The 16289-nt window shown below is 53.1% G+C and carries 18 protein-coding genes and 1 tRNA gene; 3 read left to right on the top strand and 16 right to left on the bottom strand.

The window, feature by feature from the left end; genetic code table 11:
- Positions 1 to 91 precede the first annotated feature (91 nt).
- Positions 92 to 691 carry a hypothetical protein gene (locus A3193_RS20495; protein WP_141694805.1) on the top strand — a complete coding sequence of 200 codons (600 nt, stop codon included), beginning with the start codon at positions 92 to 94 and terminating at the stop codon, positions 689 to 691.
- On the opposite strand, the gene A3193_RS18910 is transcribed toward A3193_RS20495, so the two are convergent.
- The 6 genes from A3193_RS18910 to A3193_RS18885 form a co-directional block, all read right to left on the bottom strand.
- Positions 651 to 741, bottom strand: a tRNA-Ser gene (locus A3193_RS18910). The genes A3193_RS20495 and A3193_RS18910 overlap by 41 nt on opposite strands.
- Before the next feature lie 204 nt (positions 742 to 945).
- Positions 946 to 1416 carry an aminoacyl-tRNA deacylase gene (locus A3193_RS18905; RefSeq protein ID WP_069006449.1) on the bottom strand — a complete coding sequence of 157 codons (471 nt, stop codon included), beginning with the start codon at positions 1414 to 1416 and terminating at the stop codon, positions 946 to 948.
- Positions 1417 to 1645: 229 nt separating this feature from the next.
- Positions 1646 to 2458, bottom strand: coding sequence for an SDR family NAD(P)-dependent oxidoreductase (locus A3193_RS18900; protein ID WP_069015594.1), 813 nt, complete (start codon positions 2456 to 2458; stop codon positions 1646 to 1648).
- A gap of 44 nt (positions 2459 to 2502) precedes the next feature.
- Positions 2503 to 3471 (bottom strand): LLM class oxidoreductase, encoded by a 969-nt coding sequence (locus A3193_RS18895; RefSeq protein ID WP_069015593.1) that lies wholly within the window; start codon positions 3469 to 3471, stop codon positions 2503 to 2505.
- A 71-nt stretch (positions 3472 to 3542) separates the two neighbouring features.
- On the bottom strand, positions 3543 to 3845 hold the full coding sequence (locus tag A3193_RS18890) for a DUF1330 domain-containing protein (RefSeq protein ID WP_069015592.1): 303 nt from the start codon (positions 3843 to 3845) through the stop codon (positions 3543 to 3545).
- Positions 3846 to 3910: 65 nt separating this feature from the next.
- Positions 3911 to 4936, bottom strand: coding sequence for a zinc-binding alcohol dehydrogenase family protein (locus A3193_RS18885; RefSeq protein ID WP_069015591.1), 1026 nt, complete (start codon positions 4934 to 4936; stop codon positions 3911 to 3913).
- A 106-nt stretch (positions 4937 to 5042) separates the two neighbouring features.
- Here A3193_RS18885 and A3193_RS18880 point away from each other — a divergent pair, with 106 nt between their 5' ends.
- Both A3193_RS18880 and A3193_RS18875 read left to right on the top strand, forming a co-directional pair.
- Positions 5043 to 5978 carry a LysR family transcriptional regulator gene (locus A3193_RS18880; protein ID WP_069015590.1) on the top strand — a complete coding sequence of 312 codons (936 nt, stop codon included), beginning with the start codon at positions 5043 to 5045 and terminating at the stop codon, positions 5976 to 5978.
- A gap of 125 nt (positions 5979 to 6103) precedes the next feature.
- Positions 6104 to 6973, top strand: a complete 870-nt coding sequence (locus A3193_RS18875) for a class I SAM-dependent methyltransferase (protein ID WP_235615051.1) — start codon at positions 6104 to 6106, stop codon at positions 6971 to 6973.
- A 678-nt stretch (positions 6974 to 7651) separates the two neighbouring features.
- On the opposite strand, the gene mobB is transcribed toward A3193_RS18875, so the two are convergent.
- From mobB to A3193_RS18830, 10 genes are all read right to left on the bottom strand, one after another.
- Positions 7652 to 8188: a molybdopterin-guanine dinucleotide biosynthesis protein B gene (gene mobB / locus A3193_RS18870; RefSeq protein WP_069015589.1), complete on the bottom strand. Its 537-nt coding sequence runs from the start codon at positions 8186 to 8188 to the stop codon at positions 7652 to 7654.
- On the bottom strand, positions 8185 to 8589 hold the full coding sequence (locus A3193_RS18865; protein ID WP_083218466.1) for a DUF2802 domain-containing protein: 405 nt from the start codon (positions 8587 to 8589) through the stop codon (positions 8185 to 8187). The genes mobB and A3193_RS18865 overlap by 4 nt, the downstream gene beginning before the upstream one ends.
- 215 nt (positions 8590 to 8804) lie before the next feature.
- The gene (locus A3193_RS20615) at positions 8805 to 8978 is read right to left on the bottom strand and encodes a hypothetical protein (protein ID WP_155523038.1); all 174 of its coding nucleotides are present in this window, start codon (positions 8976 to 8978) and stop codon (positions 8805 to 8807) included.
- A 140-nt stretch (positions 8979 to 9118) separates the two neighbouring features.
- Positions 9119 to 9598 carry a chemotaxis protein CheW gene (locus tag A3193_RS18860; protein ID WP_069006456.1) on the bottom strand — a complete coding sequence of 160 codons (480 nt, stop codon included), beginning with the start codon at positions 9596 to 9598 and terminating at the stop codon, positions 9119 to 9121.
- A 118-nt stretch (positions 9599 to 9716) separates the two neighbouring features.
- Complete coding sequence (locus A3193_RS18855; RefSeq protein WP_069015588.1) at positions 9717 to 10391, bottom strand: chemotaxis protein CheW; 675 nt, start codon at positions 10389 to 10391, stop codon at positions 9717 to 9719.
- The gene (locus A3193_RS18850) at positions 10388 to 11188 is read right to left on the bottom strand and encodes a ParA family protein (RefSeq protein ID WP_069006458.1); all 801 of its coding nucleotides are present in this window, start codon (positions 11186 to 11188) and stop codon (positions 10388 to 10390) included. The genes A3193_RS18855 and A3193_RS18850 overlap by 4 nt, the downstream gene beginning before the upstream one ends.
- A complete protein-coding gene (gene motD, locus A3193_RS18845) occupies positions 11185 to 12042 on the bottom strand; it encodes a flagellar motor protein MotD (protein ID WP_069006459.1) in 858 nt (285 codons plus the stop codon). The genes A3193_RS18850 and motD overlap by 4 nt, the downstream gene beginning before the upstream one ends.
- Before the next feature lie 45 nt (positions 12043 to 12087).
- Positions 12088 to 12834, bottom strand: coding sequence for a flagellar motor protein (locus tag A3193_RS18840; protein ID WP_069006460.1), 747 nt, complete (start codon positions 12832 to 12834; stop codon positions 12088 to 12090).
- A complete protein-coding gene (locus A3193_RS18835; RefSeq protein ID WP_069006461.1) occupies positions 12831 to 13895 on the bottom strand; it encodes a protein-glutamate methylesterase/protein-glutamine glutaminase in 1065 nt (354 codons plus the stop codon). Before A3193_RS18835 ends, A3193_RS18840 begins: the two co-directional genes overlap by 4 nt.
- A 91-nt stretch (positions 13896 to 13986) precedes the next feature.
- On the bottom strand, positions 13987 to 16266 hold the full coding sequence (locus tag A3193_RS18830; protein ID WP_069015587.1) for a chemotaxis protein CheA: 2280 nt from the start codon (positions 16264 to 16266) through the stop codon (positions 13987 to 13989).
- Positions 16267 to 16289: the final 23 nt, after the last annotated feature.

Raw genomic sequence — 16289 nt, 5'->3', positions numbered from 1 at the left:
TCGGGGCGCCTACGTTTCACTGCAGCGTCCTGTGTCGCTTCGCTCCTGGTGATTCGCTTCGTTCACCCCTGCGGGGCGCCTGCGCTTCGCTGTGGCGTCTTGCGTCGCACCACTTCTGGTGATTCGCTTCGTTCACCCCTGCGGGGCGCCTGCGCTTCGCTATGGCGTCCTGCGTCGGACCACTCCTGGTGATTCGCTTCGCTCACCCCTGCGGGGCGCCTACGCTGCGCTGCGGCGTCGGCGTCACTGCGTTCCTTTCGAACAAAGGGTTCGAATCAAATCCTCTCTCTCCGCCAATAAAAAAGGGGCCAGTGGGTCTCCGCTTGAGTGTGGGCTGAAGGTCGGGATTGATTCGCTTCGCTCACCCCTACGGGGCGCCTACGCTGCGCTGCGGCGTCGGCGTCACTGCGTTCCTTTCGAACGAAGGGTTCGAATCAAATCCTCTCTCTCCGCCAATAAAAAAGGGGCCAGTGGGTCTCCGCTTGAGTGTGGGCTGAAGGTCGGGATTGATTCGCTTCGCTCACCCCTACGGGGCGCCTACGCTGCGCTGCGGCGTCGGCGTCACTGCGTTCCTTTCGAACGAAGGGTTCGAATCAAATCCTCTCTCTCCGCCAATAAAAAAGGGGCCCCGATTGGGGCCCCTTTTTTATTGGCGGAGAGAGAGGGATTCGAACCCTCGATACGCTATTAACGTATACACACTTTCCAGGCGTGCTCCTTCAGCCACTCGGACATCTCTCCAGATTTAAGGAGCGCAAGATTAAACTAGTTTGTACCTGGAATCAAATGGCTAAGCAGTTACCAGGTCGATAGGAAGTGGGATCTCCATGGAGAAATCAGCTGTAAAACGGTATCTCCCTCTCAAATCACCATTTTTCAGCTGATTTCGTCCTGGCCAACAAATGGCCCCAATGGCCCCAATGGCCAACCAAGCTCATCAGAGGTTTATATGTGGTAACTGAACTCTCCCATAATCGCATTCTCTTCCAATTCCCGGAAGGAATCTGTACTGAGATGCAGCAACTTGCCGTGATCACCACTCTCGAAATAGAGATCAGGTTGTTGTAACAGGGCCACATCCACCAGGGTCTCAATCCCATAGGGATCGCCAACCGGTGGCACTGCACCCGTCTCACAATCGGCAAAGGCCTGCTGTAGCTCTTCTTCTGATATCAGAAAGAGATTGCGTCCGGTAAGTTGGGTCAGATCATCGAAATCGATGTGATGGGTTGCCGGAATAACCGCTAACATGTAGCTCTCGTCATCTCCCAATAGTACCGACTTGGCCATCCTGTCTCCGGGAATGTGCGCAGCTTCCGCACTGTGCAGCGTGGAACTGGTGCGTCTGTGATCGATGATCTCGTAATCTAATGCGTGATTCTGCAAAAACTGCTGGAGTGAAATCGCAATTGCCATAACACCACCTCTTCTCTCTCTCGTCCTGATAAAAAGATTATAGTTCGAGTTTTCATCTCCTGTGGAAAGTGAAGATCAATCAGATATTCTATTCCATAAACGAAAACTGTTGCTGATTACACTGGGATTGTTATTTTTAATCTACCTGAACCGATCCAGTTCAGTGCCCCATACACAGCATAGATCTCCATCACACTGCGGGATATTGCCATTTCAAACGAGCTGCCACCTAATTCGAATATTCATCCAGTACCGACTCAATCGATTCAATGATTGAGTCGGAGATCTTTGGGTTGAGCGCATCGGCATGAGGTGAGGCAAAGCTTCCGGAGTCGTTATCGAAATATCGACCGTTGGCCGACTCAAATTCTTCCGACAGCGCTGCCCGTATGAGAATATCCGCACCGATGTTGATGTCCTTGCCGGCCACGCCGAATGCCTGCTTGACCATCTTGCTGCCGAGCATCGAACCCGGATTGACTGAGATGATTTTCGGACCCTGCGGCTTATGAATCTCCGCCAGGCTGCGGGACCAGGCAGTGATCGCCAGTTTGCTTTGTGCATAGGCTTCAAAATCGTTATCGATTCGCTGGCGTCCCATCAGTGCCTGCAGATCCACCGGCGACTGGGCAGCAGAGGATAGATTGATGACCCGACCACTCGGCCCCATCAAGGGCAGCGCTTTTTTTGTCAGCAGATAGGGGGCAATGGTGTTGACCACAAAACGCACATCCAGACCCTCTGTGGTAAGCGGTTCGGATGTTTTGAAGATGCCCGCATTGTTGATCAACACATCGATATGTTGATGCCGTTCCGCCACCTGATCGATCAGCTGTTGCACCTCACTGAGCACGGAGAGGTCGGCAACATAACTTTCCACAGGTACACTGTCAGCCAGGCTCGAAAGCTCTTTTTCAACCACAGAGAGCTTTGTGGGATTGCGTCCATGCAGTAATAGATGATGCCCCATACCAACCAGTTTTTTTGCGGCAGCCAGACCAATACCATCTGTAGCCCCGGTGATCATGATGGTTTTCTGCATTTGTTCACTCCCATATTAACCTGGCGACTCAGTATGCCGTGTTATTAGTTCTGAAATTCAGGCAGGATCTCTGCTGACAGCTGTTTCAGTGTAGTCTCGATATCCCGCTGATTGAATCGCAGATTGAGCGCCACATGGTTGATGCCTATCTGTTCCAGTGACTTCAAATAGTTGCGAAGATGATCAGCACCCAACCTGAATCCCAGATGGATCGGTTGCGGTTCTGTCTCCGGGTTCTCAGTCAAGTCGATATAGAGGGATTGCACTGCAGGCTTGGCAAGCCCACCCACAGCTTTAACATTGGCGCGCCAGTCACTGACCAGTCGTGCCTGTGCAGATACAGTGCGGGGATAGGTAATCCATCCCTCTCCATGCCTGGCGATCCAATCCGGATCCTGTTGACTGCCACCGGTGATCAGCATCGGCAGCTTGCCAAAGGCAGGTTTCGGCAACATATCCATACCACCATGGGGATTGCCATAATCACTCTGAAATGCCGCTCGCTCCTCCCACATACGACGAATGTAGTCAAAACTCTGGCGAAAGCGCTCACCACGACCTTCAAAACTGAGATTGAGCGCCGGATACTCTTCCGGCCGGTCACCCGAGGCCACACCAAGGATCAGCCGTCCGCCGGATAACTGGTCGACACTGGCTGCCGCCTTGGCAATGTGTGCCGGATGACGCAAGGGTAGTACGATGCTGGCAACACCCAGAGCGATACGTTCGGTTTTCGCGGCCAGCATCCCCAGATAGACAAACGGATCGAACAGCTGTCCGGCATCACCGAAGGATGGGACATTGAACGGTACATCCCTCAGCCAGACCGCAGAGAAGCCCAACGCTTCTGCCAACTCGACCCGTTCCATATGGCGCGTCATCGAGGCAACAGGCCCCGAGCTGTACTGTTCCAGGGGCGCCACCAGTCCGAGGCTCAAGCGACCCGGTTGAAATGTCGTGTTGTAGCCTGGATTGATCGTTTCAAAGGCTGTCTCTTCAATAGCTGCATTCATAATATTGCCTCATCAGGAGAGCGGATTGGCGCAAGCCGAAGCTGGCAGCCATCCAATCCATGTTGATCCACTCAACCCAGATCGTCCTTACCTTCAACCAGATAGTGATGACTGACCGACCCGGCCGCCCTCGTCTGCAAATGAGGCTGATATAGGGGGTCTGCCATGAACGCCTCGGCAGCCTGTCTGGATGGCCACTCTATGATGATGCGCAATGCTGCCTCTTTCAGTTCACCTTCAAGCTGATTGTGGCTGGTGGTACGCGCCAGATACTTTCCACCATGTTGAGCGACCAGCCTGTTGGCTGGCTCGATGTAGTCTGGAATCCAATCCTCACGGGTCGGTGTTACATCCAAAACTGAATAATATGACATGGTTAAATCCTCGTCTGAGTTTTGATGAGTCTATCCTGCTCGCTGTACAACACAGGTTGTGGTATTCAAAAACCCTGCAGAACAATCTTACCGATCGAACGACCCGACTCCAGCTGCTGATGGGCTTGCTTCAGATTATCGGCATTGATCACACCCAGTTTTTTACCGACGGTGGTTCTGATATACCCCTGATCGATCAGATCGGCCACCCGGTTCAACAGATCACTCTGTGCCTGCATATCCGCCGCATTGAACATCGAACGGGCAAACATAAACTCGATATGCAGTGACTGACTCTTCGGCTTCAGTTTCATCACATCCAGCGACTCGGGATCATCGATCATGGCGATCTTGCCGAAGGGTGCCAACAGTTCCGTGTAAGCCTCAAAGTAGTCGACGGTGCTGTTGAGACTGGCGATGTGGGTCACCTGGCCAATGCCCAGTGCCTCGATCTGGGGCTGCAGCGGTTTGCTGTGGTCGATCACATGATTCGCACCCAATTGTTTCACCCAGGCCTGTGAACGTTCACGCGATGCTGTGGCGATGGTGGTGGCACCGGTAATGGTGCTGGCCAGTTGCAGCAGAATGGAGCCAACCCCACCGGCGGCACCGACCACCAGGATGACCTCATCGGATTTCTCCTTTGCCTCGGGCGATACCTGAGTGATGGCGAGGTGTTCGAACAGCAGCTCCCAGGCGGTTATCGCGGTCAACGGTAATGCGGCCGCCTCTTCATCCGTCAGGCTTTTCGGTTTGTGGCCGACCAGACGCTCATCCACCAGTTGGTACTCCGCGTTGCTACCCTGTCGGTTGAGATCACCGGCATAGAAGACTTTGTCTCCGGGTTTGAATGTTGTGACCGCTTCCCCGGTCGCCACAACCTTACCCACCGCATCCCAGCCAAGTACCCGCCATGCCCCATCGCTGGGGGCCATATTCTGACGAATCTTGTAATCCACCGGATTGACCGCGATTGCATCGATCTTCACCAGCAGATCCCGGCCTGTGGCGATCGGCTGGGGGAGCTCGATATCAAGCAGCGCTTCAGGGGTCTCAATCGGCAGGGATTTACTGTAACCAATGGCTTTCATGGGGTTGCTCCATCTCAGGTTTAACGAATGACATGAAGTGTAGGTGTTGAATAATCCTGTATAAACAGCATAATTAAAGAAACATTTTCAAATATTTTTTGATAATATGCTGCTCGAAGATCTGCAAGTGGTCCTTAAAGTCGCTGAACTGCGCAGTATTACAGGCGCTGCAGCCCAGTTGGACATGCGCACCGCCACCGCCAGCGCCGCACTCAAACGGGTGGAACGTCAGCTGGGTATGGACCTGTTTATCCGCACCACCAGACGGCTCAGACTCTCCTCTGCCGGTGAGCGCTATATCCCCCAGTGTGAGCAGGCCCTGCTGCTGCTGGAGCAGGCCACGCAGAATGTACGGGATGATCTGGATATCGTAGACGGAGAGCTGCGCATCACCCTTTCGTCGGACCTGGGGCGTAACCTGGTCACCCCCTGGCTGGATGAGTTCATGGAGAACTATCCGAAGGTGAGTCTGAAAACCTATATCAGTGACAGCAATATCGACTTCTATCGGGATGCGGTGGATATCGCACTACGCTACGGTTCACCCGATGACGCCAATCTCTATGGCTTCAAAATCTGCAAGGTTCCGGGACTGCTCTGTGCAACCCCCGACTATCTGCAACAGCATGGAACCCCACAACATCCACACGATCTGCCCGCACATAACGGACTCTTCTATCAGCTCTATGACATCATTCACGATCTCTGGAGCTTCACCCGGGATGGCACCGAATACAAAATCAAAATGAGTGGCAACCGAGCCTCCAATGATGGGGATCTGGTCAGGCGCTGGTGTGTTGCCGGAAAAGGCGTGGCAGTCAAGTCCTGCCTCGATATGTCGAATGATCTGCTCTCCGGCAGAGTGGTCAACCTGCTACCGGAGTACAAGCCTCCGGCTACCGAACTCTGGCTGATCTGTCCCAACCGGCAACTGATCACACCCGCTGTGCGACTGTTGAGAGATCACCTCAAAGCGAAGTGCAGTCGAGTGTTGAACAAACTGGTTGAAGAGGCGTTGATTGATGAACAAGACACTCTATGATGATTCAATAGGTAACACGTTAGACTCTCTTCACACTCTCCATGCAGTTCCATCTTTTGCTAACATCAAAGCTGATTTTTTAGCGTAGCGATGCAGCGCTTGATGGGGTAGCATTCACTCTTTGAATGACTGACCACTCCAACCGCATTGATAAAAAAACAGCAATGGGCAAACGAAAAAAGAAATCGCAATCCATAGCCGATACAGCAGATCGACACCATCTCTACGAACTTTCGGTGCAATGCTCCGAAGCCGAAATCGATTTCGTCGATGACACTTTCAAAAAGCTCAAGGGGCGTCGCGCCAAACGGTTGCGAGAGGATTTCTGCGGCACCGCCAATGTCTGCTGTGAATGGGTAAAAAGACGCAAGAGCAACCAGGCGATCGGTGTCGATCTCGATACCGAGGTTCTGCAATGGGGTGAAGCGAATCAGCTTGCAAAGCTGAAATCCTCACAGCGTAAACGTGTCACCCTGCTGGAGGAGAATGTACTGAATGTCGAGACTGAGCCGATGGAGATCATCTCAGCCATGAACTTCAGTTATTGGCTGTTCAAGGAGCGTGACCAGTTGAAATGCTACTTTCAACGGGTCTATGAGCAGCTCTCCGATGATGGCGTACTTTTCATGGATGCCTATGGTGGCTATGACTCCTATAAGGAGATCGAGGAGGAGCGTGACATCGAGGATGGTGACGCCACCTTCACCTATATCTGGGAGCAGGAGAAATACGACCCGATCAGTGGCACCTTGATCTGCCATATCCATTTCGATTTCGAGGATGGCTCACGCTACGAGAAGGCCTTCAGTTATGACTGGCGCCTGTGGAGTCTGCCTGAAGTCCGTGAACTGCTGTCCGAGGTAGGATTTGAGAAGATCACATTTTATTGGCAGGGATTCGATGATGATGGTGAACCCGACGGTATCTTTCTTCCCGTTGAAGAGGGGGAAGCCGATGCCGGGTGGATCTGTTATATGACGGCGGAGAAAAGTTGATCGGGTGTAGATGAGACGCTCGGGTCTGTTAACACTGATCCAATATGTCCTACTGGGGCCGAATTGTGCCCAACAAGGCAGAATGAGTGTGGTGGAGTTATTCTACATAAGTGAATGTTAACGCCGCTGGGCGTAAAACAAACCCAGCCACTGCTGCCCCAGAAACTCCGTACACTATGGTGTTAACTGACTTATCGTTCGTTGGTTTTCATTGCTGATTGAGAGATGAGAAAGCACAGATCAGTAGATGGACAAGGCCAGAATTATTGTCAGAATGTCGGATATCAACTCCCCCTCTCCCCTTGCGGGAGAGGGGCCGGGGGAGAGGGGGCGAATGAGCACCTTAGCCTTTATGAGAAATCAACGTGATAAAGATGAATAGTTAGCGAGTTTTGCTCTATTTTTTAGCCAGGTGAAACGCTTCGCATACACCCTCTCCCATAAAGGAAGAGTGGCTTTTATAATCTTGCCGCTGGGAAGATTGAAAATTTACGGGAGATATATGGACCCATCCCCTCTTTATTAAATCAATATGGGGAGTTGTGCCTGAATAAGCACCACAAACCCTTGCTCATCGCTCATTAGGTCCAACTAAACTACGCGCCACACGCCTAAATTGAAGCTTTTTCAGGCACCACAGGACCTATTGGATTCGTATGAACATGTCCTAACACGAGTTCAATCAGCTCTAGGTATCGCTTCACAATAATCTTTGACAAATTGTGCGATCTCTTGCGGATTATTCAGATCGAGCTGGGGTAGATTACACGGCTGATCGATGGGTGCGTCACTGGCAATCGCGATCACCGAAGAATCGCCGGTAAACAGTAACGGTTTACCAAGTGCCGGACGGTGCAGCTCTATCTTGGGAAACTGCAGGTGCCTGAAACCTTCCACCAACACCAGATCGAGGCTGCTGCAATCCAATCGCTCCAGCAGCTCAGGCAGCTCCGGCTCTTTCGCTTCCGCCTCATCCACCATCAACGCCCAATGTTTTGAGGTTGCCAGCAGAACCCGCCCTGCCCCGGCCTTGCGCAGTTCGTAGCTGTCCTTACCGGGTTGATCAACATCCACTTCATGATGCGCATGTTTGATCACCCCCAGGTTGATGGAGGATTCCCGTAACAGCGGTATCAACTGCCTCAGGAGGGTCGTCTTACCGGTACCACTGTAGGCGGCAAATCCGATCAGTGGCGTACTACTGAACTGTCTCATGCATCTTCACGCTTTGCACCGTGAATCATTATGATCAGATCCGCCGCATCCCGACTGATGCCCAACTCCTGAATCAGTTCATCAGGACCGGCACCGGCCCGCACCATGCTGATGGCGTCGCTATAGGGAGGATCACCCTGCAGGTTGGACTGTTCGATATTCTCCTGACGCTCTTCCAGATCCCGTCCCTGCCGCTCCAGACGATTGACCCGCCTGTCCACCCCGACCGCGCTCGAACAGAGTGCAGCCACGGTCTGTTTCAGGGTCTGAATCTCTCTGCTCTGTTGCGCCTGCAGTTCCTTTCGCTTGCGCTCGATGAAGAACAGATAACCGAGAAACGCCGCCAGCAACAGAGCCAGAGGAAGCAGAACCAACCAAAAGAGATTTGAGCTACCGGTCATAGTCTACCCTGGCGTTTTACGCTGCATTCAATACCAGGGTGGATCGAGGGAAGTGGATTGACCATGAAAGATCCTCTGAATAGTTCTATGTCGATGAAAATGTACCGATTCAGGGCGAGGATTGCACGTAATAGCCCACATTTATCAAGTATCACTTCATACAAACAGGGTAGCTTGGTGGTGAAATGCAGGCCCATGTGTTGTTCAGAGGTTCCTCAAGCATACTCATCGATGTGCGGCTTTCCATTGTCTTTTTCCTGATCAGGCTTCTTCCGTTCCTGATTCGTCTGCTCATCCTTTCGTTTGGGGCGTTCCCGACGCATGGGAGGCTTACTCGGCTTAACCGGATAGAGCGGGGTGAGCGGGTTTTGATCTCCAATTTCAGGCATATCAGTTGCCCTGTGTGAACCTAGTAAATTAATTCACTACTGTTCCATATAGTTTAGTTAATTTTCAGCTCGACGCATGACCTGTGGATCCCGGGATGCTGAGTGCGGCTGCAAACTGACCAACCGCAGTCTCAGGTTGATCAGTACATGCTGATTTCCTGCCACTCCTCATCCGTCAGCAGTTTGTTCAGATCCACCAGTATCAGTAACCGTCCTTCCTGTGTCGCCACACCCTGGATATAACGGGAACTCTCTTCGGTACCCACATTGGGTGCTGCATCGATCTCATCTTCACGCAGTTCAACGACTTCGGCAACGGCATCAACCAGTATGCCGACAACCTGCTTTTCAGATTCAATCACAACAATACGGCTGTGATCACTGACTTCCACCGAAGGGAGCCCGAACCGCTTTCGGGTATCGATTACCGTCACCACATTGCCGCGCAGATTGACGATACCCAGGACATAACTCGGTGCCCCGGGTACAGGTGCAATCTCAGTCACTCTCAAGACTTCCTGTACCTGCATGACGTTGATGCCATAAACCTCATCCATCAGGATGAAAGTTACAAATTGAATCAGTGGACCACCGCCACTTTCGTCATCATCTACACTCATTATCTACACCTCTATCGCTTGCAGGCTTTATCTATTGGTTTTAGCGCGCAGCAGATGACTGCTTCACAACTGTCGTTTATTCGATGATCGAACATCATCCAAACCCTAGCCTATCAACTTAAGCCGCCAGCAGTTGCAACACCCCATCTACGTCGAGCAACACACTCAGCTCTTCGATAATGATGCCCGCATACCAGGGTTTATTGTGTATACCATTACGCCAACGCACATCTTCCTTTACCACACTCATCGTATTGCAAATGGTGTCCACCGCCAGCGCGCGGTCCCCTTCACCGATCAATAGCAGTTGTTGCGGTTTGATCTGTGTATCGGAGGTCAATCTTTCCGGCATCAGTAATCGTGCACTGTCGATTACCACCACCTTTTCATCCCGGTTGACAATCACTCCCAGGGACCAGGCCGGTTGTCCAGGCAACTGACTCGCTTCACCACTGTAGTTGAGGATCCCTTTCATGGCATTCAGCGGAATCCCCATGGTAATACCGTTCACCTTGAACAACAGCACCTGAAACTCATTCTCCACCCACTCCGGAAGCGCAGAATCCTGTTGCTGTTGGGTTTGTGTTGATTGCTCGAGTTTTGGCTCGGAATTCTGGGTCTCTTCCACCTTGATATCGGCCACCGGAGGTGGCTCTTTAACTGCCACGCTTTCCCTCGGGATGGTCTCGATCTCGAGCAGCAGAGTATCCAGATAGCTTTTCAACGCATGATCCGGTTCCTCTACCTTTTCGCTTACCGATTTGATGCGGGTTTTGTCATTTCCCAAGCTCATCCACCTGCTCCTGCCTGGGGTAGTGTCTCATGATCATTCAACAGCTCTTCAACCAGTTTGCCATAGGCCAAGGTGCCATGACTCTGAGGTGCGAAGAATGCCGGAGGTATACCGGCTTTACTCGCCTCTCGAAATTGAGTATCGACCGGAATCAGACTGTGCCATACATGATCCGGATAGCTCTCGCGCATCACTTTGAGACTGTCTATGGAGGCGCGGGTACGTTGATCGTACATGGTCGGCACAATATGGTATGGCAGGGGTACCCGTCTCGATTTGGTGACCATATCGAGGGTATGCAGCATACGCTCAAGCCCTTTCAATGAAAGAAACTCGGTCTGTACCGGAATGATCAGATGATCACAGGCAGCCAGTGCATTGATCATCAAAACACCCAGTATCGGCGGACAATCGAGGATCACATGATCATATCGATTCTGCAGTTGCCCCATCGCCTGTTTGATGACCAGCCCCATGCCATCCAGCTTGCCGGCCTGACGATCCAGTGTTGCCAGAGCCATTTCCGCCGGCATCAGATCGAGGCCTTCAGTACCGGTTGGGTGTATCAGCCCCAGGGGGTCAACCGCCTGTTTTTGCGCCACGCCCTTGAACAGGCTGTAGACGCTCTCTTCGAGCCCATCCGGATCGTAACGGAAATAGCTGGTCAGTGAGGCGTGGGGATCGATATCGACCAGCAGGGTACGCAGTCCCCACTGTGCCAACAGACCGCCCAGGGATACGGTGGTAGTGGTCTTGCCAACACCGCCTTTCTGATTGGCTACCGTCCAGACTTTCACTGACCACTTCCCGGCAGGTCGATGACCCGGTCTGCCTGCTTGTTCATACCCAGGATAATCAACGAGACGCGACGGTTTTTCGCACGTCCTTCCAGGGTGTTGTTATCCGCCACTGGTCGATGTTCCGCGTAACCGACAGCGGACATACGCCCAGGATCGATACCGGTGCGGGTCATCAGATGCACCACACTGGCAGCCCGTGCGGCAGACAACTCCCAGTTGGAGGGAAACTCTTCCGTATTGATCGGACGATTGTCGGTATTGCCTTCCACCTGCACCTGATTGGGCACTGTCTTCAGCACCCGACTGATTTCGCCAAGCGCTTTCACTGCGGCTCTGGAGAGATGCGCGCTGGCACTGGGAAACAGCATTTTATCCTTCATGTTCACCACCACCCGATCCTCACTGAAACTCACATCGACCAGATCCCTGTCGACATAGTCACTCAGCATATCCTCGATGGTGGCAGCCAGAAAACTGAGCCTCTGTGTCTCATTGCTAGGCAGATCGGGGATCACCTGTTTGCCAACAGCCGAATCCATCCCCAGTTCATTCTCGATACCTGGCCCCTGGCGCAACTCTCCCTGGATCAAGGCGCTCTCATCTCCCAGACCGGGGGTATCTCCCCGACTGCGGGAGAGCTCACCGACCTGGATCGGTTCGAGACTGCGCTGAGACTCCTGGAAGGCGTGGGTCAGGGTCTGGGACAACACCCGGTATTTACCCTCGTTGACCGAAGAAACAGAATACATAACCACAAAAAAGGCAAACAGCAGGGTCACGAAATCGGCGTAGGAGACAATCCAACGCTCATGATTCGCAGGCTCTTCCTGACGTTTGCGTCTTCTAGCCATAGTGGTCTCTGAGGTGATCGTCGCACCTTTCAAAGTCTAACGGGATCATTGCAGAAATCCCTTAAGCTTGGTTTCAATACTGCGGGGATTGTCACCTTCCGCAATACCGATAACACCTTCGATAACCATCTCCCGAAATTTGGAGATGTGTTCCGATTGGGTCTTGAGCTTGGCGGCGATCGGCAGCAGAAACAGATTGGCCAGGCCGACACCATAGATCGTGGCGACAAAGGCGGTTGCGATACCACTGCCGAGCTTGCTGGGATCGGCCAGGTTCTGCATCACGTGAATCAATCCCATGACCGCGCCGATAATACCAATTGTAGGCGAGTATCCGCCCATCCCTTCGAATACCTTGGAGGCCTGAATGTCATACTGTTCACTGGCATCCACCTCCATCTCCAGGATCGAACGCAAAGCATCCGGCTCACTGCCGTCGACCAGCAGCTGCATCCCCTTGCGGATAAACGGATCCGGCTCTTCGTCTGCGATGGTCTCCAGGCCGAGCAGACCCTCTTTTCTGGCAATATTGCTCCACTGCACCAGTTTTTCGATGGTGGTTGGCATATCGAGTCTGGCAGGCAGAAACACCCGCCCGGAGAGACGCAGGGCATGCCAGAAGACCGGCACCGGAGTCTGCAACAGAATGGCACCGATGGTGCCGCCAATGACGATTACCATAGCCGGGCCATTGACCAGGGAGTCCATATGTCCCCCCTCCAGCCAATTGCCGCCCAGAATCGCCAGAAAAGCGACGACGATACCGATAAAGCTCAGAAAGTCGACTCTCATTTCACTCTCGCCATAAGTGGCCCAATCTCATCGATACTCAAAACCTTGTCAGAAAGACCCGCCTTCTCAACTGCCTGTGGCATACCATAAACCACACAGCTCTTCTGATCCTGACTCCACAGGGAGGAACCGTATTTCTTTAACTTTTTCGCCCCCTCCAGACCATCTGAGCCCATACCGGTCAGGATCAGCGCAAGCGCTTTACCCCGGTAGCTTTCCGCCACCGACGCCAGCATCTGATCGACACTCGGGTGGTAGATCTCTCCCGGCAGCGGGTTGGAGATCCGTACCTGATAACCACCAGCACCACGAACCACAGTCGTCTGCTTTCCACCAGGTGCGATCAGTGCCACACCCGGTTGTAACATTTCGCGATCCATCGCCTCTTTGACCTTGATTGCACAGGAGCCATCGAGACGCTCCGCATAGGCCCGGGTGAAACTGCCCGGCATATGCACTGCGGCGACCACTGGCAGAGGATAGTTTCTCGGTAAGGCACTCAATACCTGTCGCAGTGCCACCGGTCCACCGGTGGACGCGCCAATCGCCACCATTTCCGGACTGCTTGAGAATGTCGGCGCCGTCTGACCCACGCTGGCAACGCGTGAGGGTGATGGAGTCAGGTACTCTTTGACACTGGCTCGAGACAGGGTCAGGGGAGATTTTGCCAGATTCCGAACCCGCTCCAGCAGCGCCTTGGAAGTCTCTTCGGCCCCGGCTACCGGATTGCTCATCTCTTTGGGCAGAAAGTCCATCGCCCCCGCATCCAGTGCATCGAGGGTCTCTTTGGCACCCTCGGTGGTCACTGCTGAAAACATCAGGATTCTGGTTGGTGTCTCAGCCATGATTCTGCGAACGGCGGTGATCCCATCGATCACCGGCATCTCCACATCCATGGTCACAACGTCGGGCTTGAGGCTTTTTGTTTGCCGGATCGCCTCATCACCATTGGCTGCAAAGCCAATGATTTCCATATCCTGTGCGGATTGCAGTGCAGCCGCTACACGATTACGAAAAAAGGCTGAGTCATCGACAATCAGTACTCGCACTTTGGCGCCCATAGTCCCTCTTCAAAGTTGACCTTTGTCTTAGAGACGGACTGCAAGCCAAGCCTTGCCGAAATAGTGCACCAGACCGTCAATGACCTGTTCGTTAAAACTTCTTGACATACTTTCGCATCAGACCAGGTACATCCATGATCAGAGCGATCTTACCGTCGCCGGTAATGGTGGCACCCGCCATACCTTCCAGGCCTTGCAACAGTGCCCCCAAGGGTTTGATCACCACCTCTTCCTGACCGATCAGATGATCGACCACCAAACCTACTTGAATATTACCCACGTTCACGATCACCACATGACCGTTGCCCTTCTCCTCATCGACCAATGGGTTATTCGGTCTCAGCCAGTTGCGCAGATAGAACAGCGGCAGGGCACGTTCACGCACCATGATCGTCAACTGCCCATCCACCACATTGGTCCGCTTCAGATCCAGATTGAAGATCTCCACCACACTGGCCAGAGGCAGGGCAAAGGGTTGATCATTCAACAGCACCATCAGGGTAGGCAGAATCGCCAAAGTCAGTGGCAGCTTGATGATGATGATACTGCCCTGCCCCCATTCGGAATCGATCTCCACCGAACCGTTCATCTGGGAGATACGGGTTTTCACAACATCCATGCCGACGCCGCGACCGGAGACATCGGAGATCTCGGTTTTGGTTGAGAATCCCGGCGCAAAGATCAGATTGAAACACTCTTTATCATCGAGTCTGGCCGCTGCTTCGGCATCCATCATGCCCTTCTCCACGGCTTTCTGGCGGAGTACATCGGGATCCATGCCTTTACCGTCATCGGCGATCGAGAGCAGGATATGATCGCCCTCCTGGGCCGCTGAAAGGACCACGGTGCCACGTCTCGGCTTGCCTTTCTTTTCCCGCTCCTCCGGCTGCTCGATGCCGTGATCGACAGAATTGCGCACCAGATGGACCAGTGGATCGGCAAGTGCCTCGACAAGGTTTTTATCCAGATCCGTATCCTCGCCCTGCATCTCGAGATCGATCTCTTTTTTCAGGCTGCGGGCCAGATCACGCACCACTCTTGGAAAACGACCGAAAACCTTTTTGATCGGTTGCATGCGGGTCTTCATCACTGCAAGCTGCAGATCGGAGGTTACAACATCCAGATTTCCAACCGCATTCGAAACATCTTCATCATTCAGGGTTGCCTTCAGTGTTGCCAGGCGATTTCTCACCAGCACCAGTTCACCCACCATATTCATGATATCGTCCAGGCGCTGGGTATCGACTCGAACGCTAGTCTCGGCCGGAGGCTTGTTTGCAGCAGCAGGCTTGCCCCCCTTGGCAGCTGGTTTGGCCGGTTTCGCGGCGGGTTTGGCCGCTGGTTCAGCTTTCGCCTTTTTCGCTGGCGCTGCCTTTTTCGCTGGCGCCGCCTTCTTCTTGGCGACGGCTTTCTTCTTGCTAGCCGGTTTTTTCGCCGTATCCGCCTTCGGCTTGTCGGCACCCTCCTGACTCAGCTTGTTCGGATCGAATTTTCCTTGACCGTGGATCTGATCGAGCAGATCCTCGAACTCATCCTCAGTGATCTCATCACTGGCCGGGGCACTGGATTTTTTGGGGGAAGCCGGCTTCTGTTTCGCCTCGGCAGGTTTTTCAGGCAGTTTGCCCGGATCGAATTGTCCTTTGCCATGGATCTGGTCGAGTAGATCCTCGAACTCCTCTTCCGAAATATCATCGGAAGTGGCTTTCGTCGCTTTCGGTGTCTCCTGCTCCTGAGCAGGCTTGCCGGAAAACTGGCCTTTGCCGTGCAACTCATCCAGCAGTGATTCAAACTCGTCTTCGGTGATTTCATCACTGGCCGCGGCTTTGGGTTCAGGCTCCTGAATCGCATCCAGCAGCTCTTCAAACTCATTCTCGCTCAACTCATCCTGGGATTTGGCACTATCCTCAGTGCTGACGGCAACTTCCGGTTCCTTCTCTTCGACAACCTCTTCCTGCGGCTCCTCGGCTTCCTCTTCCTCTCCTTCCGGAACCGCGTATTGATTGAGTCTCTGAATCAGGTTTGGATCGGCATGATCCGGCATGATGCCCTGACGGACCTCATCGAACATGACATTGACGACGTCGAGCACCTCCAGCACCGAATCCATCAGATCGGGGCCGACGCTGCGCTGCCCTTGGCGCAGCACATTGAACACATCCTCGGCGCGATGGCATACCTCTACCAGAGGTTCTATGGTCAGAAATCCGGCGCCACCTTTGATGGTATGGAAACCACGAAATACTGCATTGAGCAGATCAAAATCATCCGGCTGTTGCTCCAGATCGACCAATTGCTCACTGAGCAATTCGAGAATTTCACCCGCTTCAACCAGAAAATCCTGAAGGATTTCGTCGTTGACATCGATGCTCATCTATAACTCCCGGTAACACTGCC

The organism is Candidatus Thiodiazotropha endoloripes, from assembly GCF_001708965.1.
GTDB lineage: Bacteria > Pseudomonadota > Gammaproteobacteria > Chromatiales > Chromatiaceae > Thiodiazotropha > Thiodiazotropha endoloripes.
The sequence above is the reverse complement of the archived record's forward strand: the minus strand, read 5'-3'. Positions and strand labels throughout refer to the sequence as shown.

Bases quoted from the DNA above. Each gene is read 5' to 3' on its own strand.
- A3193_RS18905 (WP_069006449.1), bottom strand. From the start codon at position 1,416: ATGGCAATTGCGATTTCACTCCAGCAGTTTTTGCAGAATCACGCATTA.
- A3193_RS18900 (WP_069015594.1), bottom strand. From the start codon at position 2,458: ATGCAGAAAACCATCATGATCACCGGGGCTACAGATGGTATTGGTCTG.
- A3193_RS18895 (WP_069015593.1), bottom strand. From the start codon at position 3,471: ATGAATGCAGCTATTGAAGAGACAGCCTTTGAAACGATCAATCCAGGC.
- A3193_RS18890 (WP_069015592.1), bottom strand. From the start codon at position 3,845: ATGTCATATTATTCAGTTTTGGATGTAACACCGACCCGTGAGGATTGG.
- A3193_RS18885 (WP_069015591.1), bottom strand. From the start codon at position 4,936: ATGAAAGCCATTGGTTACAGTAAATCCCTGCCGATTGAGACCCCTGAA.
- A3193_RS18880 (WP_069015590.1), top strand. From the start codon at position 5,043: ATGCTGCTCGAAGATCTGCAAGTGGTCCTTAAAGTCGCTGAACTGCGC.
- A3193_RS18875 (WP_235615051.1), top strand. From the start codon at position 6,104: ATGACTGACCACTCCAACCGCATTGATAAAAAAACAGCAATGGGCAAA.
- mobB (WP_069015589.1), bottom strand. From the start codon at position 8,188: ATGAGACAGTTCAGTAGTACGCCACTGATCGGATTTGCCGCCTACAGT.
- A3193_RS18865 (WP_083218466.1), bottom strand. From the start codon at position 8,589: ATGACCGGTAGCTCAAATCTCTTTTGGTTGGTTCTGCTTCCTCTGGCT.
- A3193_RS20615 (WP_155523038.1), bottom strand. From the start codon at position 8,978: ATGCCTGAAATTGGAGATCAAAACCCGCTCACCCCGCTCTATCCGGTT.
- A3193_RS18860 (WP_069006456.1), bottom strand. From the start codon at position 9,598: ATGAGTGTAGATGATGACGAAAGTGGCGGTGGTCCACTGATTCAATTT.
- A3193_RS18855 (WP_069015588.1), bottom strand. From the start codon at position 10,391: ATGAGCTTGGGAAATGACAAAACCCGCATCAAATCGGTAAGCGAAAAG.
- motD (WP_069006459.1), bottom strand. From the start codon at position 12,042: ATGGCTAGAAGACGCAAACGTCAGGAAGAGCCTGCGAATCATGAGCGT.
- A3193_RS18840 (WP_069006460.1), bottom strand. From the start codon at position 12,834: ATGAGAGTCGACTTTCTGAGCTTTATCGGTATCGTCGTCGCTTTTCTG.
- A3193_RS18835 (WP_069006461.1), bottom strand. From the start codon at position 13,895: ATGGGCGCCAAAGTGCGAGTACTGATTGTCGATGACTCAGCCTTTTTT.
- A3193_RS18830 (WP_069015587.1), bottom strand. From the start codon at position 16,266: ATGAGCATCGATGTCAACGACGAAATCCTTCAGGATTTTCTGGTTGAA.